The organism is Paenibacillus sp. DCT19, assembly GCF_003268635.1.
In the GTDB taxonomy this organism is placed as follows: domain Bacteria; phylum Bacillota; class Bacilli; order Paenibacillales; family Paenibacillaceae; genus Paenibacillus.
This window is the reverse complement of the sequence record NZ_CP029639.1, coordinates 2800090-2825620: the sequence shown is the minus strand read 5'-3', so window position 1 is coordinate 2825620 and position 25531 is coordinate 2800090. Positions and strand designations below refer to the sequence as shown.

The following is a 25531-nucleotide window of genomic DNA, read 5'->3' as shown; positions in this document are numbered from 1 at the left end:
AATTTAGAACCCTTGCTCGGTGAGCCAATCAGATAAAGCCGCTTCCCTTGCTCTGATGTTCTGCTGCTTGTTATATTTCCCCATGTTACGCTCGGCTACAAGCTTGCCATCCAGCATAAATAATACCCTCTGGGATCTGGCTGCCACTCTGACGTCGTGAGTCACAAGCAAAATCGTTGTACCCGCAGCATTAATATCGTGCAGTATATCCATAATTTCCGCAGTTGTGCTTGAATTCAGTGCTCCTGTTGGCTCGTCGCCAAACAAAATGTCTGGATTGTTAATTAACGCTCGGCAGATCGAAATGCGCTGCAATTGTCCTCCCGAAGCCTGTGTAATGTTGTGGCTGGCCAACCCATCCACACCCATTTGTTTCATTAATCTGAGCGCTCGTGCACCGATAACCTCTTTGCTGCTGTTCTTAGCCAAATATGCCGATAACAAAACATTGTCGAGCAAGTTCAGGTTTTTCAATAGATGACTATGCTGGAAAATAAAACCCATCTTGTTCAACCGCAGCTTCGACAATTTTTTCTCAGACAACGCAGAGATCTTCTCCCCTGCAAAGTAAACACTTCCTTCACTAACCTGATCCATACCGCTGATATTGTACAATAGTGTAGATTTGCCTGAACCCGAAGGACCCATAATGGTGACAAACTCCCCTTGTTTTAATAGCAGATTAATATCTTTTAGAATCTGGTGTTCCTCATGCTGATGAACCGTATACGACTTATTCACGTGTTTGGCTTCTAATATCGTTGTCATGTTCATTCTCCTTATTCAACAATCATTTTGACAATGCTCGCTTCTCGAATGGACTGAATACTGAGCAAAGCAGCTATGGTGATAGCACTTGCCAGCATTAGAGGACATAGGATGTACGCTTGCAACGGATTGATGACAAACTCCATATGGGATGCACCGAATGAGGACATAATTGCGCTGATGAGCAATGGTCCCGCGGTATTTGCTAGAATCGTACCCGCAAGTACGCCGATACCTAATACGATGAGGGTGATCATGACATATTTTAACCTGATGTTAGAGAGAGCGAAGCCCAAGCTTCGTAAGATGGCAATATCTCCATGATCCTTAGCTACAAGCATTCGGAGAAATAACGACGTAATGAGAATGGAGACCAACACAGCCACAACAAGCACGGCTATCGTAATCCGTTTCAACTGATCAATGGTGCCGCCAAGTGTTTGATGTAAATATCCCTGTAAATCGGTGACCTTTGCCGGCGAAAATGCCTGCTCATACGCAGCAATTTTATCTGTAATCTGACTTGCATCCTTCAGATCCAAGCTAACCACATACCAGAGCACACGATTCTTGTCATACGGCAGTAGTGCTTTTGCAGTCTTTCCACCATTGGTGACGTCCTGGTATATTCCACTAACGACCATAGTTTTCTCCCGATCTTCTACCATAAGTACAATAGAATCTCCTACCTTTTTATCCAACTCACGACTATTAGCATCAGATAGCGCAATCTCATTATCGGTTTTGGGTGCCAAGCCACTCAGATAAGATAAAGGGAAGATACTGAAGTCCCCTGTCTCGACACTTATTTGGTCATACCCTCCTTCATTGTTGCGAACGTTGAATTGGGTAGTTACAAGTGGTGAATATCTCAGCACATCGCTGTCTGTCCGTACATGTTCGAGTAACTCGGCATATCTCTGCTCCACATCTTCGGAATAGCGCAGATCAATGCGAATATCACTCTGACCGACACCCATATATGAAATGAAGCTAGGTGCCCGCAAGGTGTTCAGGAAATTAACAGGGACAATTATGATTAAGGAGCTAACTGTAAACACAAGCAGTAACAGTCGGTACAACCTCTTACGTTGAATCACATCTTGTAAAGCCAAGAAAACGGGAACAGAACGTGACCACCTGCTGTTAGATAAACTTAACTTCATTGTGGATACATCCGTATCACCAAGGCTCCCTGACCGTAGCCCCTCGATCGCAGAGATCTGATTGAAACGACGGAGCACTAAGATGCAACATCCTAGGACAATAGCAAAAATAGTAATAACGGCGAATAGGGACAATGCTTCATTCAGCCATGTTGCTGGAGCTGATCCCATATACAGCATAATGTTGGACGTGAACAATCTATTCACATATATAGAGGACAGGTAACCCACAATACATGCCAGACCCGCTATAACGACATATTTGCTTAAATACAACGTTCGAATATCACGTCCAGATACACCGATGGCTTTCATAACACTGATCTCCCGATAATCTTCTTCAATCGTTGCCAGCATTGTAAACCGTATACAACAGACTGCGATCACAATTAAAATTATACTGACCATAATAATTACTGCTGCAACAACCCCATCTGTCAGTGCATTCAGCAATTGAAACAAACTATAGGTGACGAGTGGCCCTGAATTGGGTAGAGCTGCATTTTGATAGGTCTGAATGAATTCGTTCGTTTTATTCGGATCTACAAGTCTAAATTCAATGAGGTACTCCGTCTCTCCCGTTCTTTGCTTGAGCATTTGAAAGTCCTGAGGGCTAATCACAAACCGTTTGGAATGAATAATCGACGGATTCATCTGTGCATCTCGAACAAAATCTACGATGCGGTAGGATCGGTTGAACGAACCGTCTTGAATAACGACACTGTCCCGAGTTGCAGTTGTTTCTCCTGGAGATAGTAAACGGGAACAGCAATTTCCCCTTCATTCACCTGAATCTTTTCATTGTTCATATTAAGCAAATAGTCGAATTCCTTATTTTGAACAACAAAATCCATATCCATAATGCTGCCCTTCTCAGATTCCGCTCCAAAGTAAACATGGGAACCATCGACGTTAATCATATCTACGATCTGGTGTTGAGCCACGAGGTCATTGGCCTGTGTCCATTGACTCACCTTGTTCCTGTCCAGTTCCCCAGAATGCATCTGCACCACATGCGGAGTCTTAGATTCTGTGAATAAATGTTGAATTGACGTGCTTAACTCCATAATCATTCGGGTGCCTGATGCGACTAATATGGCCGCCAATAGAACAAACATAAATAATGTGAGCGTGATTCCTTTTTTTCGCCTAAACTCATTTTGTAGCATCCGTGCTAGCATGATTGTTCATTTCTCCTTTGTCTGGTATCACGTAGATACGCGCGGGACATGATATGTAACTTCAACGTTTGTGTGCTGAATCACCTCAATTCATTTGTAGTTATTCTCCAGTGTATCAATAAGAAGGAGAATTGAAATCAGTCTCCAGTCCAGGTTGATGATAATGCCTGAGGATGGCGGAACATTGATTCGTAGAGGAAGAAATTAGGTTTATGTGGTGATTCATTGTCGTGAACATGCTGCCGTTATTGAGCTTCGCTCCGATCCTATGCTAAGATAATGGACACTCCTATTCGACTTAATGGTGTACGACAAAAACTGAGCGACAGAGAGGACACTATGAATCTTTCATCTATACATGACATGTTACATTCAATCATTCCCACATTAGACCTGAGAAGCTGTCTCGTCAGTGTAAAAGGAGAATTGATCTACCAGCATTACCGTAACGAAGAAGCGCAGACAAGTAAGGCAAAAGTTAATTCCTGTACGAAAAGCGTGCTCTCCGCACTGATCTGCATAGCGATGGATCAAGGCAAGATTCCAGACGCATCAACCCCGCTCTCGTTCTTCTTCCCAGAAGTTCAGACTGACGCAGATGCAAGAAAACCACAGATCACACTGGAGCAATTATTAACGATGACAGCTGGGTTCAACTGGGATGAGTTCGGAGGACAAAATTCGTTTCCACGTATGACACGCACGGATCATTGGGTTCATTTTGCATTGGAACAGACCTTAAGCCATGCACCAGGTACACACATGGAATATAATTCTGGCGTATCACAGATCTTATCAGCGATTCTGATGCAGCAAACCGGCATGAGCGTCAATACGTTTGCAGAACACTATTTATTTGAACCACTGGGAATTATAGATTATGAATGGGAAAGTGACCCTCAAGGCGTGCACACTGGTGGTTTCGGTCTTAAAATGCTGCCCATGGATTTGCTTAAGTTCGGTATGCTGTTCCTGCAGAGAGGTCAGTGGAATGGCGAAACATTAATTACGCAAGATCTGGTGGAACGATCCACCACCCCTGCAATCGCGGTGTCCCCTCCTAATCACGGATATTATGCTTGGCATTGGTGGGTCGATACCTGTTCAGCAGAGTCTTCTCCATTCATAGAGGATGAGCATCCTACAAGCGTACAATCTACCACAACCATGGCTGCTTCAGACCTTGCCTTACCTTCGTTCAACTACTATTACGCTCGTGGATTTGGCGGTCAATTCGTATATATCGTGCCCGCGCTTGAACTGGTTGTGGTGCTGACCAATGATAAACGTAAAAAAGAGAAGCCTCCTTTGGATGTGTTTCCAAGGTTAATCGCTCCTCAATTGTTGCGTTATCTATGACTGTCAAAGTGTTTCCTTGCCATAACAAAGAACCCTCGTCTCGTTAGGAATGACCTACCGGGTTGAGGGTTCTTCTTCCACTAAATCAAAAGTGATTCTTCAATAGCAACCGTGACTGGATACGGCCCCACTCCTGATTCGATAATACAACGAGTTGAATGCCTTGTGCCGGATACACAGAGGACATAAATGACACCCCAGGATCAAATCCCATGACATGATACTTGAAGATCTCTTCCCCTTTTTGGTCAATCCAGATTCCTCGTCCGTAATAATCATCATCCTCTTGATGCGAATACGGAGTAAGTAGCTTCCGAGTGCTCTCCTCCGTTAACAATGTATGTCCCAACAATGCATTCCAGAAATGAATCATATCCTGCGCGGTGACATAGGCTCCGCCGTCAGACCCGCCTTGAACCGGGATCGAGAAGATATTTGTGTTCCACGTACCGTCTTCCTGATCAACATAACCAATGGCCGTGTCAGAAGGTAACTGATCTGTTCGAAAATAACCAGAATCCTTCATGCCGCTTGGTTTGAAAATATGTGCTTCCACATATTCAGTGAAGGATTGACCTGATTGTTGTTCAACAATGAGCCCCAGCACAATATAACCTGCGTTGTTATAGTGGAAGCGTTCGCCTGGCGCAGATTTCATTGCTAAGTTCTGGAACATTGGCAAAAAGTCATGTAATTGTTGCATCATATAGACTGGTCGCTCCTGCCATAGCTCCGCGAAATCCTCCATGACTTCTTCATCAAAGTAATCAGGGATGCCCGCAGTATGTGTCAATAACTGATGTACCGTAATCTCTTTATCCCACAGAGGAAATTCAATGTTCAATACATCAACTAGACGACTCTCGTAAGAAAATTTCCCCTGCTCAATCAGCTGACCTATACTCACCGCAGTAAAAACTTTACAGCCTGAGGCAATGCCAAATCGCGTTCCACTTGTATTCGAGATCTGTTCACTACGATTGGCGTATCCGCGAGCCTTCGAGAAGAGAGTTTTTCCATTTTGCTGTAATAATACTACACCGGAAAAGTCCTTTTCCTCCATAACTTCCTCTACCTTACGTATTACATTCGTTATACTTGTCACTCCATCATCCTCCGTTCGTCATTTTGATTCTCCAACTTCACCTCGTTCAATCAACTACTCATCCGTGTAGATCTTGTGTTGATCAGATAGTACAGTGTTGCATAGATAGTCAGAATAAACGTGCCAAAGAACATACAGAACGCCAGGGATGGACGACTTACACTTTCTTGCATCAATGCGATGAGTGAGGAGCGGTTCGTTAATGCATCCCAGCTGTTTAACCGGTAGACTCGTCCAAGGAGGACACCATAACTTCCTAGTGCACAACCCGCCAATACAAAAATCCAAGATGCCATCCGTCCAACTCTCCGATAGATTACTTCCTGAAGCTGATACATCGAGAGAAATCCAATCAATAATCCAACCCAGACAAACATGAGCACAACAATCAAGTCATACCAATACGTAAAGTTCAGACCATGACCACCATAATAACGCGAGCTTCGAGCCGTCAGATGAATGAGATCTGTTACGATATAGGATGAATTCGGGAAAAATAACAGCCATAATGCACCGCTTGCAATCGCAAGCCATGGGGCTCCTCTCCATTTGGCATGACTAAAGCCATAAGCTACATAGGAGAATATAAACGGAATCCATCCCAAAAACAGATTCCAGATCAAAAATCGAAAATATCTCTGATCTAGCCAAGCTGCAGTAACAAAATATAAACCTACCGTGACAACAGTAACTATACTTAGATAAATAAAAATTTTAACGTAGTTCAGCTCTCTCAATGATCTTCCTCCACTTGACATTAAACTAAAATGATAGGACTCTTCTGAAAATGATTAAGTTTCCTCCTACAATACATAATTTGACTGGAAATAAACATAATAGAATCATACCATTTCCCAAAGGAGAATTAAATTCACATGAATCAAAATCAAATCAATCCAACAAATCATGTTAACCCAGGGTTTATCCCTCAATTGAACCACGGCGGACATGAGATGTTCGATATGCATGAAATATTAAGTTGTGCAATTAATGTATTGGACCAGTACATGATTTTTAGAACTTTTGTAGTGGATACAGCTTTGCTCGATATTTTGGATCGCCAATACAACTTTATGTTGTCGCAGTACAACTTGACTGCAGAATGTTTTGCTACAGGACAGAAGCCATCTCAGGAGACTGCTACGTATATGATTCCGAATATGACTCCACCAGTGTATGGACTTAGGCCATCTGCACCGAAGAAACCCAATCAGTCCCTTGCCGATGTGAAGGATGCTGGAATTAGCGGTCATATGTTAGGTCTAATTAAATCTCATGCATCATTACTGGCAATGTCTTCCCCTGAGATAACAAACCCAACTGTACGGCGCGTAGTCGCTTCACAGGTTCAACATTTTGTTGAGATGGCTTACGAGATTTTTATGTATCAAAATCAACATGCTTACTATCAGGTGCCGCAGCTTAATGCAAACGATACACAACAGATGCTTAAAGCTTATGTTCCCGCAACCGGGGCTCCACAGTTGCCTCGAAGCAACAACGCACCACTCCAATAAATCACGTACAACTATTGAAAGAGCAGTCCACACAGCCACTGAGTTGTCGGAGGACTGCTCTTTTGTCTGTTCTCCGTCTGTTCTCCGGTTGAAAATCATAAATGTAATGAATAGAACCTTGATTGATTTTCCACAAACTGGTTTAATCAAAGCAAACCCTATGTATAGCTTGAAATTTTTGGTTCCACTCAAGGTTTACATCCGCAACGAACTCGGGAAACTACATTACATTTTTCATGGGAGGTACTGGAATGAGATTGAACTCTTCGATCAAACTAGGCATTCTTGCGCTGACATTAGGATGTACCACTGTGGGTGCAGCACTGTCTATACCACAAACCACATGGGCAGCACCTGTCCCAGAATCCAAAGCAGTATACCACCAGTTCCAGAAGTATCGAAATAATGCCGTAAAATCGACTGCTAGTTTAATTCAGGCACGTAAATATCTGCTGAATCATGTGCATAAGGTTAATACAAGACAGGCTACCTTGATGACCATACAATTGGAAACGTTACAGAAGCTTAAATTAGCCGATATCGATGAAAAAATGTATACAGGAACTGTTCAAGCAACGATCTCACAAGCTCATGACAATATAGGATACGATCAGAAGCTGACGTACAGTAGCTTGCTCAAAGAAATCAAAGATCCCGCGGTGCGTAAGTTATTGCAGGAGGCTTCCGATCTCGGATACAAACTGGAGACCAGTGAAGGCTTATATTATCCCATTATCAATTATGAAGCTTACAAAAGACTTCAACCATACGTTGCCCCCGACATCGCTGCGTATATTGATATCATGGCTGCTGAATCAAATCAGGCTTCGACCTCAGATGCTGCCCTTATCATTCCTTGGGGCGAAATGATCCAGCGCACGTTAGCAATGGAGGCCTTTTTGAATTCATACCCACAATCCAGCCGCACGACAGCGGTAGAGTATTCATTATCTTTGTATGTACATTTTTTATTTTATGGAAGTGATAATACACCCGCATACGATTGGTTCACCGAAGATGAGATCCGCACATTGATTCCTGAAGTGAAACAGGCATATGAGAAAGCATTAGCGAAAAGGGAACCTGACACAAAAAGCGCAATACTTGAAAGTTTAGAGCAGGTGTTAACTCTTCTGGAACAAACTAATGATAGGCTTACACCTGACATCCAAGCCAAGATAGAATCTATTCTGGATCAATATTCTCCTGAGTAACCAGACATGGTTAGAATCACAAAAAAGCGGCATAAACTCTACTCCAATGAGTGAGTTGCCGCTTTCTTTAAGTTCATATTTCCTCAAGTTCATATACCAACTTCCTTGGCATGATGCTGTTCTATATTTCATATGTTCACAAAAATCGATCCCAGTTTCTCCGGATTCACCATCAGGTACACGCCCCGAATCCGTTCTCCAGTCGAGTCGAACTCCAGACACAGAACCTCGGTTACTTGTCCATCGTCCAGTAAAGCTAACTGAAGCTCTCCATTAATTGGTGTGGAAACCCATTGCCGTGATCGTAAGCGAGTTAGCACTTTGCGTGAAGTAAGTAGTGCTAATACACCTTTGTACACCTTCATTGATCTCATGACTGTATGCACACGTCCACCGCCATCGGCAGTAAACACAGGCTCTTCAGCCAACATTTCCATCATTGCATTGACATCATAATTCAGAAAAGCGGTAGTGAAACGCTCCAGCATCTGCTCATGAGCCTTATTCGTCGTCTGTGCTCGTGGCACAGAGGATAAATCATCTGGTAAATTCCGCTTCGCACGGCTGAAAATCTGCCGGCAGTTACTTTCACTTTTTCCAAGCCAATCTGCAATCGTCTGATAGTCATACTGAAATGCCTCACGCAGAACAAAGACCGCGCGCTCTGTTGGCGAGAGACATTCTAACATAACGAGGTATGCGTATGAGATCATCTCTTTCTGCTCCACTTCCATTTCTAAGCCAGTTTCCCGATCCGAAAGTGGTTCAGGCAACCATTCTCCGATATAATGTTCGCGTTGATTACGGGCAGAGTTGAGCACATTCAAACTCCGGTTCACCACGAGTTTAGCAATATACGACTTAGGGTTATGAATCACCGTGGAAGGTTGACTTTGAAGACCAGTGAAACAGTCCTGCACAATGTCTTCCGCCTCAACAACACTTCCAAGCATGCGATAGGCGACGGCGAATGCATAAGATTTGTAACGAGTATATAGTTCACCAACTTCCAGAGAAGACAATTCTGGTTCATTGGGGAGTGGTTTGGAATTCATATGAACAGCCTCCTCTGGCAGATGGTTTCGGAACTAATCGAATATTGATTTAATTAAAACATCCCGGATACATGCCTGTTGTAATTGCAATCCGGTTCCAGCTATTAATCGTATTAATCGCCATGATCAGATCCACCAGTTCTGCTTCACTGAAATGCTCCCGTATTTTATTAATCAGCTCTGTTGGCACGCCTTGATGCGAAATCTCAGTCACCGTTTCAGCAAGCTCCAGCATAACACGTTCTTTTTCTGTAAACAAAGGCACTTCGCGCCATACACTTAACAGCAGAATATGATCTGCGTAATCCCCCAATTTCATCAGGTCTTTAGCGTGCATATCCAGGCAAAAGGAACAACCGTTAATTTGAGATACCCGGATTTTGAGCAGCTCGTATAATACCTTGTCCTCCATTTGCCCAGATACATATTGTTCAAGTGCCATCATCGCTTTATACGCACTTGGGTTTACTTTCCTATAGTTCAATCTTAATTTCATTACATTCGCCTCCGTAAATTGGTTTACAACCTGAAGACAAATGAAGAGCTCCATCTGTGACAAGATTCTCATATTTTTTATAACATTGATGAATGATCAGTACCTCCAACCATTACCAATCAACTGCCGCTGCATCGTATATGGCGTATAGTTTGAAGTCGGCAACATGTAAGACGCGTTGGGCAAATGTTCATAAGCTGGATTCACGGCATCTCCATACGAATGCTCTGCGTGAAGTGAAGTCTGTAATTGGACATAAGGCTGGGCATTTACATGGGGCTGGTTGTTTGCTTGGTTATTCGGTTTGCATACAGCGTTAGGAGAGGTGGAGACACCTGTCACGCAATCCGCGGGTGGGCCAATAAACACGGTCTTCTGGATTGGAGCCAAGGTAGCTTGGACTTGCGCCTCATCCAGACAATAGGTATGAGCAAGTACACTAGGAGGCGTAAGGCGCAGAATATCTGAACCAAAAATAGCTTCAGGCACAGGTGCATCAAAAATCGCCAGTAAGTGAGTATCATCTACAGTAGCAATTTCGTAATGCCACCAGCCTTGTGGTACATTCGCCACTTGACCGGGAGTAATCGGAAAATTCAACAATTCGTTCGTAAAAGGATTGATTAGTGAGACAACAGCTGCACCACTAATACAATAGACCAGTTCAGTTGCATTCTGATGAATATGAGGCTCTACTACGTTTCCAGTGCTGAGAAAAATGTCCAACAATGAGGTATTGCCTAGGGTATTGAGCTGTTCGATAGAGAGGGAATTGATATAATTTCGTTCGTCTTTCTTAAATAGTAAATTTTGATTCACATCATAGGTGAATTCAGTATTCGGTGACGTGTAATCCATATTCGAGGTTGCCAACATTTAACGCCTGCCCTTCATTCTACGGTTAGGTAAAAACCTATACGCCAGCTTATGTCATCAGCCTACATTCGTGAGCCCAATTCTGAACGTTAAACCGAAATGACAAAAACCCCTGAATAGAAAACGTCTATTAGGGGTAGCTATGTTACTCTATTTTTTCCTCATCCAGCAGGGCTTCTACACTGAGACCGAGAGAATGTTCACTCAAGCAAACATGTTCTACCCAGTGCATCTGAGACACCACATCAGGAGTTCCTTCAATCAGACTATTAGTGATATTTAGCCACTTCAGTTTCTTCAATTTCGCTAGCTCTGGAGGCAACTCCCGAATTCCTGAGTAACCTATATTCAAGCTCACTAACTCTGTCAGTTCACCAATCTCAGCAGGGATATGTTTTAGCTCCAGTTCCCGCTTAGGCTTGGGTTTCCATCCAGGTTCGACATGATACGCACTGCCACCATAAATCGTAAGCTCCTTGAGCTGAGTAAGCTTCCCAATATCTTGCGGGATCCCCTTCAGATCGGCTGTCATAATGGTCAACTTCTCCAATGCGGTCAATTCGAAGAAAGCCTGGGGAAGCTCACTCACATGTTGCTCAAAAACTTCAAGTTCCTTCAATTGCTTGAGCTCGCGAATGCGATCTGGAATTTCAGACAATAGATAGCCCGTTATATTGAGACGATCTGTCTGGTGTTGGATGGCATCATCAAGGAAGCAATCAAACTGCTCATGCCGTTGTAATTTGAAAAATAAGCCGGGAATGCGCTCCATTAACCCGCTCGCTTCTTCCTCCGTAATTCCCATGCCATACATTCCTTCATGTGCCACGGTATAGAAGTAATCGCTGCCATCTTCCTTTAGAAAACAGAGATCATCTGGTAATGAGGGGTACGACCAATCCCCAAATCGAGTAGCCTCTTGCTTAAGCACTTGCCCAGACTCTGGAGTGCATGAATATATGTAATAACTGCCGCTGGAGTACATCGCATGACTGTTTATCTTACTATTATGCATAGATCGCTCTCTTACCATCGCCTCATCCATTGTGAAAACTTCGATTAGATAGGGCTCCAATTGATCTAAAACTTGAGCAACCCGTTCAGGTGTATCATCTAATGCATATTCTCGATCCACGATTAAGAAGCGATCCGTCTTCTCTATTAATTCATCAATAAGCTGATTATAGGCAGTTTCTCTTGGATCGGTATATAAAGATACAGCTATCATTCACTTCCTCCTCCACTGTTATGTTCGTACTGAATTTGTTTTGTGTCATGAGCATGCATTCAGGCATAGGCTGATATCATCATTCGAACTAATGGGAGGCACAATCATGGTATATGATTTACGCTCTGTTCAGTACCCTTCACCTACAGGGTATCCTTATCCATATTATCCACCACCTCCACCTTATCCCTACCCTTATCCGTACCCACCCTTCTTCCCCATCCCGCTCCCCTATCCAATCGGAGGCGGCCCATGGTGGCATGGTGGTTATCCAGGTGGCGGCTATCCGGGTGGTCCTCACGGTGGAGGACCAGGCGGCGGCTACCCAGGGGGTCCTCATGGTGGGGGACCGGGCGGCGGCTACCCAGGGGGTTCTCATGGTGGGGGACCGGGCGGCGGCTACCCAGGGGGTCCTCATGGTGGAGGACCGGGCGGCGGATCTCACGGTCATCGCTTGTTCCAGTGGTAAGGTAATTAATCACAGACAGGTGCTACTTGATGTAGCTCCTGTCTTCGTTCGTCAATAATCGATTTCATCCTTCAAACTGAGATTTCGATTGGATGCTTCAAGTAGTTCTTCGAATGATTCGTTAAGATAATAGACAAAATCCGGATCATGCACATACATAATAATTTGCCCATACTTGCCCTGCTCTGTTGGATCAAAATCCAGCATGATATACAGCGAACCACCTGCCATCGTTGCAAAAGGTATCCACTGCTTATGGAATAAAAATGGTTTAATCTCGGGATCGAGCTTGCGAATCTCTTCCTCAGAATAATGCTCTTCTAGCTTTTCATCCACTTCACAAAAGAATCGTTTGGTCTCACGAATTTCATCCAAGGACATCAGATAGAATGGAATACTCCGTTGCTCCTCTTCATCCCCAGGGTACAACACATGAAATCCGTAACCACTGCCATTTTTACGTTCGTAAAAAGCACGAAAATCCGCTGGCAACTTAATATCAAAATCCGCTTCAAACGCCGCCAAACTCTCCTTGGAGGTACAATCGATCTGTTTATACTGTTGGTACAATTCATTAATCTCTTCATCCACCACTTTAACATCCAACAATTGATGCAAAGCGTCCATTAGTTGATCGATCCTGGAGTGTATATCTGATTTCAACAAAAGTCCTCCTTATTCTCCCTAACGTCCTACCAGCGCATTGGGTTTTCTCCCCGCCATAACACATAACGCTCGCATTCACGAATCGTGCCTGTGCCAATGCCGTAATCGTCCATCCCTTCTGAAGTTAAATCGAGAACATGCAGCATGCCACTGTATGTTCCTACTGCAAGCTTGGATTGATCAGGCGAGACCACGATGGACGAGATTGTACCGCCTACAAAATGACGCCATACCTCCTGTCCCTGAGTGCCTACACAACGTAGATAACCATATGCATCCCCAATCACAATGCCTTGCTTAGTCTCTGCCGAGGCATACACACGTGCATTCTCATCCATAATTGGCCAATCTTCTTTCTTCTCATTGACCTCTACTTCATCCAGCTTAACCTGAATCGTAACACCGTTATAGAAGTGACATGCATTAAACCAAACGGTACGATTATCTTGGGTGAAAATTGCATGATGAGGGTAGCTAATTTCCGGATACAAAGAATACGTATGATCCTGAGTCCGATCCAGTAACATGTGGTTACTCACCTGACTGCCAAAGGCAATCCAGCGTCCATCCCTTGAAACTGCCGCATGACCCATATCAATTTGGGTATCTTCCAATTCATATTCCTGAATCTCCGACGGATCGGGATGAAGCAAGGAAACTTGGGATTGTTCGACCAGATGAACGCCATACGTGGACAAAATAAGAAGAGATTGCCCATCGTTGAATGGGATCAGCTCAATAAGTGAACGTTCCGGATATTCACAATCTGCGAGCGACTCGATCTGAGGAAGCGTGTTATGAAGACTAGACTGAATATCTTCCCAGTGATACATAGCAAGCTCTTGACCTTCCAAATGCCGGTCAGGCCTTCGAATGATTCGAATAACAGTTTCATCCGCTAACGCATAATCAACGCCATCGGGTGAGCATCCCGCAAAATGATAATGGGCAGAAGCGATTACTCCTTGTGAATCTGCGGTGTATACGGCGCCATCCTGCGTATGACCGCCAATATTAAATACAACGACATCCTGTGCGATAAATCCAACAACCTGTACTGCCTGCATAACAGACTGAAACTGTTCACTCATAGGCCATGAAGCAGGCGGCAATTCAGCTCGTAGGCGAAGCACATCCTCTTGCGCATTTGCCTGTTTCACCATCTCCCAGACTTCAGCACTAAAACTGGCTCGACCATCATTCTCCAGCTCGGATTCATCTGGGGTCTCACCAGCTATACTTTTGCGTACAAATTCATTCACATGTAGTGCATAACGTCTACCTTCTTGACGCCACTGCTGTGCAATCTTCTCGTTTAACCAACTCAATTAATCATTCCTCCACTCCACCGATATGTACAGGGCGACAATGATGTGCGATTAAGAACAAATGCAGCTCGTGATCCCTACCTCCACCTGAATCACCTGTTTCTTCGTAGAACATGGCGACTTCTCTACCGTAGGCATAATTAAAACGCAGATAACCGCCTATTGATGCCATAAATAACATACAGGTATGCTCATTCTCCATCACAACATCCCACTTAAATTCCTTTTTACAGCGTTGAGCCACCTCATATAAGGAATCACCTTGCTCACCATTCTCAACATGATAAAATGTGTGGTGTCGTAATTCATTCCACGGTTCATAATAATGTGGAGTTAACGGCTTGTCTTGTTGATAATATCCACAGTATATTCGATCTAGCAGTTCACCAAATTCCGCATCCTCACAAGCCCATACAGTAATATGTTCATCATGGCGCGGAAACCAGAGCAATCCCTCGACCTGAGGGTGTACCGCCAAGAAGTCTCCATCCACTGAACTTCCGATACTCACACATTCCTGTAATTGACGCTGACTAATTGGTGTATCCTCCGTATGAATCCAGAAGTCATATTCAACAAAAGGAGCTAGCACATCTCGATCGGGCCGCTGTATATTCATCCAGCCAGTGTAAGTGCCCTCCCCGTACTGCTCGAGCCATCTACGATAGGATGAAGGTAATGAGATTTTATGTTGTTCTTCAAAAAGGTTCAGTTCTTCAGCCGTTATGGGCTTCATTGCCTGAGATACGATATACATAGGATGACATCCCCCATCTTCAGATCATGCTATTTATAGTAGTTAGCCCACCTTACGCCAACTCTTCCTGAACAATCTCCGTTGTGACCCCTTTACGGTTTGTAATCTGAATTGCAAATGCATCATATCCATTACGTTTTACTAAGTCAAAATTCAGATGTTCACCTGTGATCAGTTCATAGGTTCCATCTTCATTGACATCTTCCCCTAACTCATCATCATACGGCACATTATAGAAGGCAGTTAAATACACTTCAAAAATATCCTCTCCTTCTACGTCCAGATAAGGACGCAAAGGCCTATTTTTAAGCTCATCCTCAGGATACGTTTCACATAACATGGCATCATAGCCATGTTTGGCAGCATCAAAGAGCAGATAACGCTCACCCGTTACGGTATGCTCTGCATACACAAGTAGTGGTGTCGAATCCTGCCAGCTTATGAGATCATCGTCGATCAAGTCACCATAATAAAAGATATGGAACTTGTCGTGACCATCTGGCGTTTGTACTTTTCCATTCCACTCTACTTCATGAGCTTGTTCCTTCTTCAAGTTCTGTACCAATCCTTCGAGGTAGGCTGGGCCTTGTTGTACTCCTAATTCATTCATGATCTCGCCTCCGGTTTATTGATTCGAATCGAAACGATCTTACGTTCTTCATCCACTGTTAATTGAACATCCATATGAAGTTGATCCCGGAACAATGCCGTAATATTAAGATACGGGTCACGGGCTGCCTTACTGCTTCCATTGCCATTCGAACGGGTCATGCCTTGATGAATAATGGACTGAACTAATTTGCCATCGCCTTTGCCTGTTTTTTCATATGTATAGATCAGTTGACCATCGTGATTAAACACCTTCACTATAGGTATGAAGTCGTTGGCATTGAGATATTGCTGCTCTTCCTGGACATAATTCATTGCGTCAGATGAATAATTTATTTGTCCCGCCAAATATGGGTTCGTATCATTCGGCTCAATCTCATATTCTTGGTATGCTAATTGAAACAGATTTTGAAGACCACTTGTATCCATACGGTAGTAAAATTGACGGTTCTCCTCAGCTTTGTCCATCGCAGCATAACCATTAATTAGTGGCCAGGTCGCATATGATTTGCCGTTCACTTCGATAGCTAAGGCATAGTCTGATAGCACTTTCTCTTTCTGAAAAACACCATAGCTTTGCATGATAAAAAATGCTGGAATACTTAACATAGCGAAAATGAATGCAAAAACAGACAGTGATACTCTTTTTTTCATTCGTAATCCTCCACCACAATATCTCTTGCTTGTTATCCTGTTTTATACTGCAACTTTTTTAGTGTGCGAACAACCTGCGCTCGATTTTTGGCATTTTTCATATAAGCAGGGATCGCATGCGAGGCCGTTTTCATAGGTGAGTTGGCAGGCTTCACTCGCAGATCTGCAGAGATGTATGCAATGAGATAATTCAAATGTTCGCGATTGACTGCCCAGACGTGCTTGCCTCTTACCTGATCGAGAAAGTACAGCTCCATACCAAAGATCGGATCTCGCCCTTCCCGAATTTCTGGATAATACCCTCGATGTGTCTCTCGACGATACAACAGAGCTTGATTGACTTTACCACAATGTGGGCACTCCACATGCGCTGATTGGTGAGGTGTTCTTTTCTCATCCGTGACTTGCACATTGAACCATCGTTCACATAAGACACAAGTTCCCTTAGCATCATAACGATAGCTTGGTTCATCCGCACCTTGAGCATAACAAGTGGAACACGCCCACACCAACCGATCACCAGACTTAGAAATAACCGCATGCCCACCACATTCCTTACATTTAACGTCGATCTGCTTCCCCCGATGAAGTAGATAGTAGTAGTTATACTTATATGCCCCTTCATCTTCGAAACGTTTCATTTCACTTCCACCTTTCACCAATTCTCTATCTAAATTATATGTAACTCAGCTATGTAGTACAAGAAACGCCCTCTTCTATTTCAACATTTTCTCTTTCGATGACTCAAGTGTGTTTCGTATCACACCCGTTCTCATCACATTTATGTACTCTATATATACAAGAAAAGTAATCCTTTAAATTTTGTGAATTAAATCACTAGGACGCGTCTGAAAACTCCCAAGGACGCAGATTTCGCCGAATTTTCGTTCCAAGCAAGGCAGGTTTCTGCAGGCGTGCAGGCGCACATCAAGGGAAACTGACGCAGCAGGGGGCGAAAAGGTCGTGAAAGAGGTACTTCAGCGCGTTTTGAGACACGTCCTAAGATAAGGTTGTGCGCCCATGTTCTCTTTAATCCATGTAATGAAATTGTCATTGGTATTTGTCATATTCACAGCTACCCTCGCCCACTGTAGTTCAGACGCAGTCAAGCCTGATCATCATGCTGAAGAGACGGCAACTCGAATCAGTCAAGAGCCTGTCGATCCCATTATTCGGCGAGAAGGGACGAACGTGTACATTGAGATGACTGCTCAAGTCACCGATATCGAAATTTCCAAAGGCGTTATGTACAATGCCTGGACATTCAATGGAACCGTGCCTGGTCCCGTCCTACGAGTAACCGAAGGAGATACACTGATTTTCACATTGAAAAATAAAGATGCCAGCATGCCACATTCTATGGACTTTCATGCCGTGCATGCTTCCCCGAGCAGCAAATTTATTGATGTCATGCCCGGAGAGAAAGGGACATTCACCTATCCTACATCCTCGCCTGGTGTATTCATGTATCACTGCGGAACACAACCGGTGCTTGCTCATATCGCCAATGGCATGTATGGCATGATTATTGTTGAACCCAAAGCGGGATATCCTTCTGATCATCTGGTGGATCGGGAATATACCCTGGTTCAGAGTGAGTGGTACAAAGAGCATGACTATGATGCTTTTGTGAATGCAGAACCTAACTATGTCGTATTTAATGGCAATGACTATAGCTTAAAAGAACATCCATTATTAGCCCGAGTTGGTGATACGGTTCGAATTTATGTGAGCAATGCTGGGCCGAATAAAGTCTCATCCTTCCATGTTGTCGGTACCATTATGGATCGTGTGTATGTAGATGGCAATCCACGTAATATTCAGTACGGCATACAGACCGTTATGCTACCCGCAAGCGGAGGTGCTGTCGTCGAATTCACGGTAACCGAAGAAGGCGATTATCCTATTGTAACGCACCAGTTCAACCATGTTGCCAAAGGAGCGTCTGCAGTTCTTCGTGTAACGAAGGATGGCACAGATCATGGTGGGCCAGCGATGACACATTAAGACATGACTTGACTGCTTCATACTATTCTGAACAATCGAGGTGATTCACAAGATGATATGTACACATGAAAATCAGGATGCCTGTTTCTCCAAAGTATCCCTGTTCCAGCATCTTGACCCGGCAGATTCCGAATTGCTGCTCTCACTCCTTCACTCTCGGCAATATAACAAGGGAGATTATATCGTTCAGGAAGGTGAGCGTTCAGATACGCTTTATGTGGTTCATCAGGGTTGTGTGAAGCTATCTAAATATACGGAGAATGGCAAGGAGCATATTGTTCGTTTCCTTTTTCCCGGAGATTTCTTCGGACAAGATTCCTTGCTTCATCAGAAGCCTCATCCTGCAAATGCTGAGGTTCTGGAGTCCTCTTCCATCTGCTCTATGAACAAACGTGACTTTGATCAATTGCTTGAGCATGATCCAAAGCTTGCATATCATTTTCTGCTTGCCGTCTCTGAGCTGCTGCGTGATACAGATGAATGGAACATTTCCCTTAGCGCTCTGACAACGGAACAGAAGATCGCCAAGCTGCTGTTGTATTTTCACAGCCGAAATCATGCACAACATGAAATTCGTTTGCCCGTCTTCAAAAAGGATATGGCACTGCTGCTCGGAATTACGCCCGAGACGCTTAGTCGTAAGCTCACCGTTATGCAGACACAAGGGCTTTTGCAGGTTACAGGTAACTGCATCCTTATTCTTCAATTAGAACAACTCAAGGAGAAGCTAACTCACTGAAAAAATAAGAGAATCTCGTTTCAGGTAAGTAATCAATTTCACATGGAATGTGAGTAACGTCACAGTATACAGCTTCATTCCATTATACAGTTAAGGAAAGATCAGGAGGTTGACCACATGAGTACAAATACCGTTGTAAAATTAGATAAACAGCTTATTATGCACAAAATGCAGGAGCTATGCTCCCTTCTATTGCAGGACGAAGGCTATAAAGAAATGCGTGACATGATTGATGAGTTTGCAGCGGATGAACAAGCGACAACCCAATATGAACGTTTTATGGAGAAGCATCAAGCATTGGAAGAGAAAGAGCGGCAAAATATCGAATTGTTGGAGTCCGAAATTAAGGTGTATGAAGAGGAAGAACGCGCACTATATGATAACCCTCTCATTCGTCGATTTATCTATGCACAGCGTGAGTTCAGCCAATTGCACCAGCAGATCAGCAACTATTTTACAAAGTCTGTTGAATTGAACCGCTTGCCTGAATCAAAAGAACTTGGCAAAGAAGCTTGTGGCTGCGGCGGAAGCTGCTCTGGTCACTAATTTCTCCTTGGCCGCTAAATTGCATTAACTCATAAGAAAGAGTATCCGAAACTCAGATCGATCTGAGAGGATACTCTTTTTCTTATCTTCATATGTTGAAGTTATCAGCGTTTGATGGTAATAGAGTTTACATTGAGGGGATTAGAAAATGTTTGGAGCTAAATGTCCAGCAGCAAGGATACAAGCAATCCCATCGATGCGATCAACCCCACTACAGGACCTCCTTCTTCAAAAGCCTCAGGCATCATCGTTGAGCAGAGCATGGCTATAATACCTCCTCCGGCAAAAGCACCAATCGCTGCTCCCATCTCCTTCGGAAGCTGTTCTAGAAACAGATACCCGCCCAAAGCGGCAAGTGCAGAGATTAGCAATACACCGACCCACATCAACAGAATTTTGCCTTTGCTATACTTGCTGTTCTTCAGTCCTGCTGTACTGGATAAGCCCTCAGGAATATTGCTGACAAAGATGGATACGACCAGCACCACACTGACACCTTTACCTGCCAGCAAACTGGCACCCAGCATGATCGACTCAGGAATCGCATCCATCACCGTGCCTGCGAATATCCCGAGCCCGCTTTGCTGGCTTGAATCTTTCTTGCTGGAACGTTTCCGATCTGAACCACCTTTGGACGAGATGAGCAGATCAAACAGTGTATATACCAAGGCTCCGGCGGTAAAACCGATAGCTGTTGGCAGTATGCCTCCATCGTTCAATGCATCTCCAAGAAGCTCAAACGTAGCAGCACCAATGAGTGTTCCTGTCCCGAAAGCCATAATCCAGCCGATGACCCTTTTCGGAATCTTCATAAATAGTGCTGCAAGCGCACCGATCACAACCGCTGAGGCGGAGATACCGCCCCACATCAATGCCGTCCACATTTGGGCTCGCCCCTCTCTTGTTCCAGATTGTTTTATCTCCCATTAACCCTGGCTGCCAGTTCAAAAACAATCAACAGAACGTGTGGACTTCATTTATAAATGTCAATCCATTGACGGTGTGACGTATATCACCTGATGTGGATACAAATCACGTTATGATAAAATGATGTGATTTACAGCAGGATGAACCAGAGCAGGAACTGTACCGCTCCAATAATTTCGATAATTCCCACCTTCATAGGACGCATTGTTTTACCTGCATATCGAAATGCTCGCACAGCGGAATAGACATAGGCCAGCCCCATCCATGGATACCCAACTGCAGCCGGAATGAAGAGCAGTACAACATGGACAAGACGTGACAACCTGATCCAGCGCGGATTGCTACGTTCCCGAAAGACGGATTTCACAAAGAACGTACTTCCTGTAAAATGTAAAAAGGAAAATAACACAACGATGGCCATTCCATAGTCCCATTCACCGCTGCCAATCAGATAAGCTGCCGCTCCGCCAAGGGAGAAGACCATCATTGCACATAGATCATTGGTCAGTGTCCTCTCGGCCTTATGTCTCACATGCCAGATGTTAACCAAGAGCAACCCAACCAACATGGGGCCAAACCATAACAGCGATGATTGACCAATCACAGCCGGAATGAGACATACTAGGGCGATCGTACCGTATATGCCGGCCCATTTATATAAGCGCTGCCGATTCGCGTTTCGTTTGAGCGATTGCAGCAAAGGATAGGCGGTTAGATACAAGCCAAGCCAGGCAAAGAACAGCGGCACATGAAGCCACTGGGGACTGCTTGCCGCCACACCAACGAGAAAAGGTACGCTGACCATCGCCCATCCACCATGTTCATGGGGAATAACGATTGGATTTGCGTTTGTACCTCCATTGTTTTTCAATTCAATCACAACCTCCTATCAGGTTTATCATTACAAAAAGCTTCACAGAGAGGATGAACTTGTATGACCAGGGTAAACAAAGATAATGCAGCTGAATTTCTGCAGCAATTTCCTATTTTTCAGGATCTGAGCCCCGAAGAGTTAAAACAGGTTGAAGATATCGCCATATCACGGAGCATCAACAAAAAGGCAGTGATCTTTAGTGAAGGCAGTGAAAAAGAAGCTGTATTCTTCATCCGTACCGGCATTGTCAAAGCTTACAAAACAGATGAGAACGGACATGAACAGATCGTATCCTTCCTCAAAACAGGTGATATGTTTCCACATACCGGATTCTTCAACGCGCATCCCTATCCCGCTACCGCTGTTGCGATCACGCCGACAAGTCTACTCGCGATTCCCGTCAGACATTTTGAACGGCTCATGCTAAGTACACCTTCAATTGCCATCAAAATCATGCGTGTACTAGGCGACAAAATACGTGAATTACAAGACAAATTACAAGTGCTTTCCGGTCAGGACGTACGTAATCGTGTGCTCTCCTTTCTTCTCATGCTTGCGGAGCAGCATGGTCAGGAGCAAGGGGATAAGATCATCATCAATCTGCCCATGACACACCAGGAGTTCGCCAATTCCATCGGAACGACAAGAGAGACAGCCAATCGACTGCTAAACCAGCTTGCAAAAGATGAGTTTCTTGAAGTTGATCGCAGCCGCATCATCATTCACAATCTGCAAGCTTTAAAAGAACAGCGAGACGCTTGAGCATAACAGCAAGACTGCTTCCTGCATCTTGCTGCTTCTTGCTGTTTGTGGCTTGCTACTTCTTGTTTCTTACTACTTGCTGCTTGCTATTTGCTACTAATTTGTTTCTTACAGCCTGCTCCCTGCTTCTAACTTGTTCTTTCTGTTATTCACAATGACAGCTCAGCGTTGAGCCACATTCATCAGGAATGTTAATCACATCCTCTGTGTATTGAACTATCGCTTGTGCAAAAAGAGACCTTAACTACTGTAAATCAAGTTAAGGTCTCTTGCTGTATGTTGGATCACTTTTTCAATAACTGTTCTGTTTACATGAATCGCTTAGGCAATCGTTAGATCGGGTTTACTCATGTCACTGAACATACCCGCGTAATATTTGACTTCTCCAGCTTCATTACGGATTGCTGTAATACTAAGCCATTCCTGATAAACCTCACCGTTTTTCTTACGGTTCCAGATCTCGCCCTGCCAGTATCCTTTTTCACGCAGTTCCTGCCACAACTGATCATAGAACTTCTTATCCTGCTTGCCTGATTTCAGCATGCTTGGCTTCTGTCCCACCGCTTCTTCAGCTGTGTAACCTGTAACCGCCGTAAAGGCTGGGTTCACAGAACGAATAACACTGTTCGTATCTGTCACCAGGATCGCTTCAATGGTATTCTCCAGAATGCTAGAAGACAATTGAAGTTTCTCTTGATAGAACATCCAGATGACGAGCACGAGACTTACCAGTGCAATCTGGGATAACGCCATGAATCCAATCGCGTAATGACCTGTCATACTGTACAGCAGCGTCAGCATTAATGGAGGGAAGAAACCGCCCAAACCACCCATAGCCGAGATCATCCCGTTAGCGATACCTGCTTGTTTGACGAAATACATTGGCACTAATTTGAAAATTGTACCGTTACCTGTACCCGCGCAGAGCGCGACAGTCAGACACCCAACTGTATAAATGTAGAATGAAGGTGCAAACGATAATACGATCGCAGCAATAGTTAATCCGCCGAACACAAACATTAATATTTTGAACGGATTAAACTTGTCACCAAGCCAGCCACCCACAGGTCGCATAATCGTTGCAACCAGAATGAAGCCTGCGGTACGAATACCTGCATCTACTTTGTCCATCTGGAAGTTAGTAACCAAGAAGTTGGGCAGATATACTGTAAATGCAACGAATGAACCAAACGTTAAAAAATAGAACAAACATAGCAGCCACAGTTTATTGTTTCGCGATACGGCCTTTAACTGCTGCATCAGCGGAACATTAACACGTGTTTCCTTCTTGTCCCCGAGAACAAAATTCAGTGCAGCCATCCCGAGTAACAAAATACTATATAGCAATACCGTTGTAGACCATCCCATACGATCGGCAATCAACGGTGCTCCGAATGCAGATAACGCCGTTCCAAGGTTACCAATTCCATATATCCCGTTTACAAAACCATGACGTTCTTTGGGATAATACTTCGGCAGTGATGTTACACCGACAGAGAATACAGCGCCACCGATTCCGAGGAAAAATCCGCCAATAACGAGATCACTGAATGATGTTGCACGACTAACCCACCATACCGGAGCAAGCAATAACACAAAGCTGATCATGAAAATGTTACGTGCCCGTAGCGGTTCGTCCAGTACCCAATCGGAATACGAGCAATCGAACCGATTAATACCGGAATGGCAGTCGCCCAAGCCAGCTGTGAAGATGAAAGTGCGATATCTTCTTTGATGAAAGGCATGAGTGACGAGAGAATCACCCATACCATAAAGCCAAGAACAAGACTTGCCGTTTGCAAGGGCAGTTGAATTTTACCTTTTTGCTGCATTTACATCGCCCTTTCCTTTTGTTGTTCCTGATTCGGATACACTGCTCCATCTCTTCTGCGATACAGGACATAACTCCGTTTCAGGTATCCCAGAGGCATACTGAGCATGTGAACCAGACGTGTAAATGGAAATACGCTGTACAGAACAAATGTGAGCAGGATGTGTACTTTGAAATTCATTGGTACCGTCTGCATCAGAGTCGGGTCAGGCTGGAATACGAGCAGACCACGAATCCATGGATTAATCGTTGTACGATAATCGAATCCACTATGGTTTACCGCATTAGCCGATGTTGCCAGAATCCCGGTCACAATGACAATGATCAACATAGCCAATGCCACCCAATCCCCGACGCTGCTTGTTGCCCGCACTCTGCGAGCCGTGTACCGGCGCACCAACAAAATAACCAAACCGGCAAATGCAATAATACCAGCCGGTAATCCTCCAAACACAGCGCCCATATGATACGCTTCGTCACTTAGACCGATCCAATGATAGAATTCAATCGGCACAAGCAGTCCAGCAATATGTCCGCAGATGACGGCGAAAATACCGATGTGGAAGAGTAAACTTCCCCATCGCAGCATACGTTTCTCCAGCATCTCACTTGATTTCGATGTCCAGCTAAACGGATTGGTTACATATCTCCAGATGGTCGCCGTGATACAAAACACAATGACCATATACGGGAGAGCACCCCATAACATTAACTCCAGTGTACTCACCGATTGCCCCTCCTCATCAGCTCAACGATCTCGTTCAGACCGCCAAGCGGTTGTTTCTGTTCTTCTTTGCTTGGTTCAGGTACGTCCGAAACAGACGACTCGGGCATCACCTGTAACATCAGCGTGAGGAGCGACCCGTATGGACTGTTTTGTCCTGCAATACTTTCGGTCATTGTGACCAGTGCTTTATGGCAGGTACTCAGAACTCCAATGGCATCTTTCTCCGGAGCCTCGGCAATGAATTCAAGCACCATCGGTAAATAATCCGGCAGCTCGCTGGCTTCCATATAGAAACCAGCCGCTTCATATCTGCGCTTCAAATCAATCAGTGCTGGCCCGCGATCCCGCTCATCACCATGCAACGCATAGGTGAGATAGAGATTAGATTTTTTGTCAAAGTCAAACGCACGTACGTAGGCATCCTGCCATCCAATGGCATCTACAGCCTGTGCATCTCTGATAAAGGTTAACACGATCTGCTTCACTTCTTCTTCAGAGATCGAAAGAACGGCTTCTTGTACTCCTTGTAATCCTTCTCTCCACTCGGTATCCGGATATTGCAGCAAATAAGAGATCAGTTTACAGACCATTCGTCTTGTATCCGTGTCATACACCTGCTTTACGATAGGTTCTGGATTAATATCGATCGTCATCGTTGTTGTCTCCTCTC

At 44.3% G+C, this 25531-nt stretch carries 27 protein-coding genes and 1 pseudogene; 8 read left to right on the top strand and 20 right to left on the bottom strand.

Annotated elements, in window-relative coordinates:
- Nucleotides 1–3: 3 nt before the first annotated feature.
- Genes DMB88_RS12870 through DMB88_RS12860 form a run of 3 tightly spaced genes read right to left on the bottom strand, consistent with a single transcriptional unit; the run spans nt 4 to nt 3115 of the window.
- Nucleotides 4–768, bottom strand: a complete 765-nt coding sequence (locus DMB88_RS12870) for an ABC transporter ATP-binding protein (protein WP_128101676.1) — start codon at nt 766–768, stop codon at nt 4–6.
- 11 nt (nt 769–779) lie between these two features.
- On the bottom strand, nt 780–2588 hold the full coding sequence (locus tag DMB88_RS12865; RefSeq protein ID WP_128101675.1) for an ABC transporter permease: 1809 nt from the start codon (nt 2586–2588) through the stop codon (nt 780–782).
- A 20-nt stretch (nt 2589–2608) separates the two neighbouring features.
- On the bottom strand, nt 2609–3115 hold the full coding sequence (locus DMB88_RS12860) for a hypothetical protein (protein ID WP_128101674.1): 507 nt from the start codon (nt 3113–3115) through the stop codon (nt 2609–2611).
- Between the two features lie 339 nt (nt 3116–3454).
- Here DMB88_RS12860 and DMB88_RS12855 point away from each other — a divergent pair, with 339 nt between their 5' ends.
- On the top strand, nt 3455–4474 hold the full coding sequence (locus DMB88_RS12855; protein WP_128101673.1) for a serine hydrolase domain-containing protein: 1020 nt from the start codon (nt 3455–3457) through the stop codon (nt 4472–4474).
- 85 nt (nt 4475–4559) lie between these two features.
- On the opposite strand, the gene DMB88_RS12850 is transcribed toward DMB88_RS12855, so the two are convergent.
- The gene (locus tag DMB88_RS12850) at nt 4560–5579 is read right to left on the bottom strand and encodes a serine hydrolase domain-containing protein (RefSeq protein ID WP_254438550.1); all 1020 of its coding nucleotides are present in this window, start codon (nt 5577–5579) and stop codon (nt 4560–4562) included.
- Nucleotides 5580–5629: 50 nt separating this feature from the next.
- On the bottom strand, nt 5630–6316 hold the full coding sequence (locus tag DMB88_RS12845) for a DUF1361 domain-containing protein (RefSeq protein ID WP_128101672.1): 687 nt from the start codon (nt 6314–6316) through the stop codon (nt 5630–5632).
- 138 nt (nt 6317–6454) lie between these two features.
- Between DMB88_RS12845 and DMB88_RS12840 the strand changes: the two genes are divergently transcribed.
- Together DMB88_RS12840 and DMB88_RS12835 are read left to right on the top strand one after the other, a co-directional pair.
- A complete protein-coding gene (locus DMB88_RS12840) occupies nt 6455–7096 on the top strand; it encodes a spore coat protein (RefSeq protein WP_128101671.1) in 642 nt (213 codons plus the stop codon).
- Between the two features lie 251 nt (nt 7097–7347).
- Nucleotides 7348–8310, top strand: a complete 963-nt coding sequence (locus DMB88_RS12835) for a hypothetical protein (protein ID WP_128101670.1) — start codon at nt 7348–7350, stop codon at nt 8308–8310.
- A 128-nt stretch (nt 8311–8438) separates the two neighbouring features.
- On the opposite strand, the gene DMB88_RS12830 is transcribed toward DMB88_RS12835, so the two are convergent.
- From DMB88_RS12830 to DMB88_RS12815, 4 genes are all read right to left on the bottom strand, one after another.
- Nucleotides 8439–9365 carry a sigma-70 family RNA polymerase sigma factor gene (locus DMB88_RS12830; RefSeq protein WP_128101669.1) on the bottom strand — a complete coding sequence of 309 codons (927 nt, stop codon included), beginning with the start codon at nt 9363–9365 and terminating at the stop codon, nt 8439–8441.
- Nucleotides 9366–9414: 49 nt separating this feature from the next.
- Nucleotides 9415–9861, bottom strand: coding sequence for a carboxymuconolactone decarboxylase family protein (locus DMB88_RS12825; RefSeq protein WP_128101668.1), 447 nt, complete (start codon nt 9859–9861; stop codon nt 9415–9417).
- A gap of 96 nt (nt 9862–9957) precedes the next feature.
- Nucleotides 9958–10737, bottom strand: coding sequence for a cupin domain-containing protein (locus tag DMB88_RS12820; RefSeq protein WP_128101667.1), 780 nt, complete (start codon nt 10735–10737; stop codon nt 9958–9960).
- Between the two features lie 145 nt (nt 10738–10882).
- The gene (locus DMB88_RS12815) at nt 10883–11965 is read right to left on the bottom strand and encodes a leucine-rich repeat domain-containing protein (protein ID WP_128101666.1); all 1083 of its coding nucleotides are present in this window, start codon (nt 11963–11965) and stop codon (nt 10883–10885) included.
- Between the two features lie 106 nt (nt 11966–12071).
- On the opposite strand from DMB88_RS12815, the gene DMB88_RS12810 reads away from it, so the two are divergent.
- The gene (locus tag DMB88_RS12810; protein WP_217363774.1) at nt 12072–12434 is read left to right on the top strand and encodes a hypothetical protein; all 363 of its coding nucleotides are present in this window, start codon (nt 12072–12074) and stop codon (nt 12432–12434) included.
- A 51-nt stretch (nt 12435–12485) separates the two neighbouring features.
- On the opposite strand, the gene DMB88_RS12805 is transcribed toward DMB88_RS12810, so the two are convergent.
- Genes DMB88_RS12805 through DMB88_RS12780 form a run of 6 tightly spaced genes read right to left on the bottom strand, consistent with a single transcriptional unit; the run spans nt 12486 to nt 17089 of the window.
- Nucleotides 12486–13097 (bottom strand): SMI1/KNR4 family protein, encoded by a 612-nt coding sequence (locus DMB88_RS12805; protein WP_368028338.1) that lies wholly within the window; start codon nt 13095–13097, stop codon nt 12486–12488.
- Between the two features lie 29 nt (nt 13098–13126).
- Nucleotides 13127–14428, bottom strand: a complete 1302-nt coding sequence (locus DMB88_RS12800) for a WD40 repeat domain-containing protein (protein ID WP_128101665.1) — start codon at nt 14426–14428, stop codon at nt 13127–13129.
- Between the two features lie 4 nt (nt 14429–14432).
- Nucleotides 14433–15185, bottom strand: coding sequence for an SMI1/KNR4 family protein (locus DMB88_RS12795; protein ID WP_128101664.1), 753 nt, complete (start codon nt 15183–15185; stop codon nt 14433–14435).
- A 52-nt stretch (nt 15186–15237) separates the two neighbouring features.
- On the bottom strand, nt 15238–15795 hold the full coding sequence (locus DMB88_RS12790) for a hypothetical protein (RefSeq protein WP_128101663.1): 558 nt from the start codon (nt 15793–15795) through the stop codon (nt 15238–15240).
- Nucleotides 15792–16448: a hypothetical protein gene (locus DMB88_RS12785; protein ID WP_128101662.1), complete on the bottom strand. Its 657-nt coding sequence runs from the start codon at nt 16446–16448 to the stop codon at nt 15792–15794. The genes DMB88_RS12790 and DMB88_RS12785 overlap by 4 nt, the downstream gene beginning before the upstream one ends.
- A 32-nt stretch (nt 16449–16480) precedes the next feature.
- Nucleotides 16481–17089: a hypothetical protein gene (locus DMB88_RS12780; protein WP_128101661.1), complete on the bottom strand. Its 609-nt coding sequence runs from the start codon at nt 17087–17089 to the stop codon at nt 16481–16483.
- A gap of 379 nt (nt 17090–17468) precedes the next feature.
- Here DMB88_RS12780 and DMB88_RS12775 point away from each other — a divergent pair, with 379 nt between their 5' ends.
- The 3 genes from DMB88_RS12775 (at nt 17469) to DMB88_RS12765 (ending at nt 19740) form a co-directional block, all read left to right on the top strand.
- The gene (locus DMB88_RS12775; RefSeq protein ID WP_128101660.1) at nt 17469–18455 is read left to right on the top strand and encodes a multicopper oxidase domain-containing protein; all 987 of its coding nucleotides are present in this window, start codon (nt 17469–17471) and stop codon (nt 18453–18455) included.
- Between the two features lie 52 nt (nt 18456–18507).
- Nucleotides 18508–19194, top strand: a complete 687-nt coding sequence (locus tag DMB88_RS12770) for a Crp/Fnr family transcriptional regulator (protein WP_128101659.1) — start codon at nt 18508–18510, stop codon at nt 19192–19194.
- Between the two features lie 117 nt (nt 19195–19311).
- Complete coding sequence (locus tag DMB88_RS12765) at nt 19312–19740, top strand: YlbF/YmcA family competence regulator (protein WP_128101658.1); 429 nt, start codon at nt 19312–19314, stop codon at nt 19738–19740.
- A gap of 158 nt (nt 19741–19898) precedes the next feature.
- Here DMB88_RS12765 and DMB88_RS12760 read toward each other — a convergent pair whose 3' ends face one another.
- Both DMB88_RS12760 and DMB88_RS12755 read right to left on the bottom strand, forming a co-directional pair.
- Nucleotides 19899–20624 carry a ZIP family metal transporter gene (locus tag DMB88_RS12760; RefSeq protein WP_128101657.1) on the bottom strand — a complete coding sequence of 242 codons (726 nt, stop codon included), beginning with the start codon at nt 20622–20624 and terminating at the stop codon, nt 19899–19901.
- Between the two features lie 173 nt (nt 20625–20797).
- Entirely contained in the window at nt 20798–21538 is a 741-nt protein-coding gene (locus DMB88_RS12755; RefSeq protein ID WP_368028337.1) for a YwiC-like family protein, read from the bottom strand.
- 63 nt (nt 21539–21601) lie between these two features.
- On the opposite strand from DMB88_RS12755, the gene DMB88_RS12750 reads away from it, so the two are divergent.
- On the top strand, nt 21602–22303 hold the full coding sequence (locus DMB88_RS12750) for a Crp/Fnr family transcriptional regulator (protein WP_128101656.1): 702 nt from the start codon (nt 21602–21604) through the stop codon (nt 22301–22303).
- Nucleotides 22304–22624: 321 nt separating this feature from the next.
- On the opposite strand, the pseudogene DMB88_RS12745 reads toward DMB88_RS12750, so the two are convergent.
- From DMB88_RS12745 to narJ, 3 genes and pseudogenes are all read right to left on the bottom strand, one after another.
- Nucleotides 22625–24135: pseudogene (locus tag DMB88_RS12745) on the bottom strand (MFS transporter).
- Nucleotides 24136–24843 carry a respiratory nitrate reductase subunit gamma gene (narI, locus tag DMB88_RS12740; RefSeq protein ID WP_128104426.1) on the bottom strand — a complete coding sequence of 236 codons (708 nt, stop codon included), beginning with the start codon at nt 24841–24843 and terminating at the stop codon, nt 24136–24138.
- 14 nt (nt 24844–24857) lie between these two features.
- Nucleotides 24858–25514, bottom strand: a complete 657-nt coding sequence (gene narJ / locus DMB88_RS12735) for a nitrate reductase molybdenum cofactor assembly chaperone (RefSeq protein WP_128101655.1) — start codon at nt 25512–25514, stop codon at nt 24858–24860.
- Nucleotides 25515–25531: the final 17 nt, after the last annotated feature.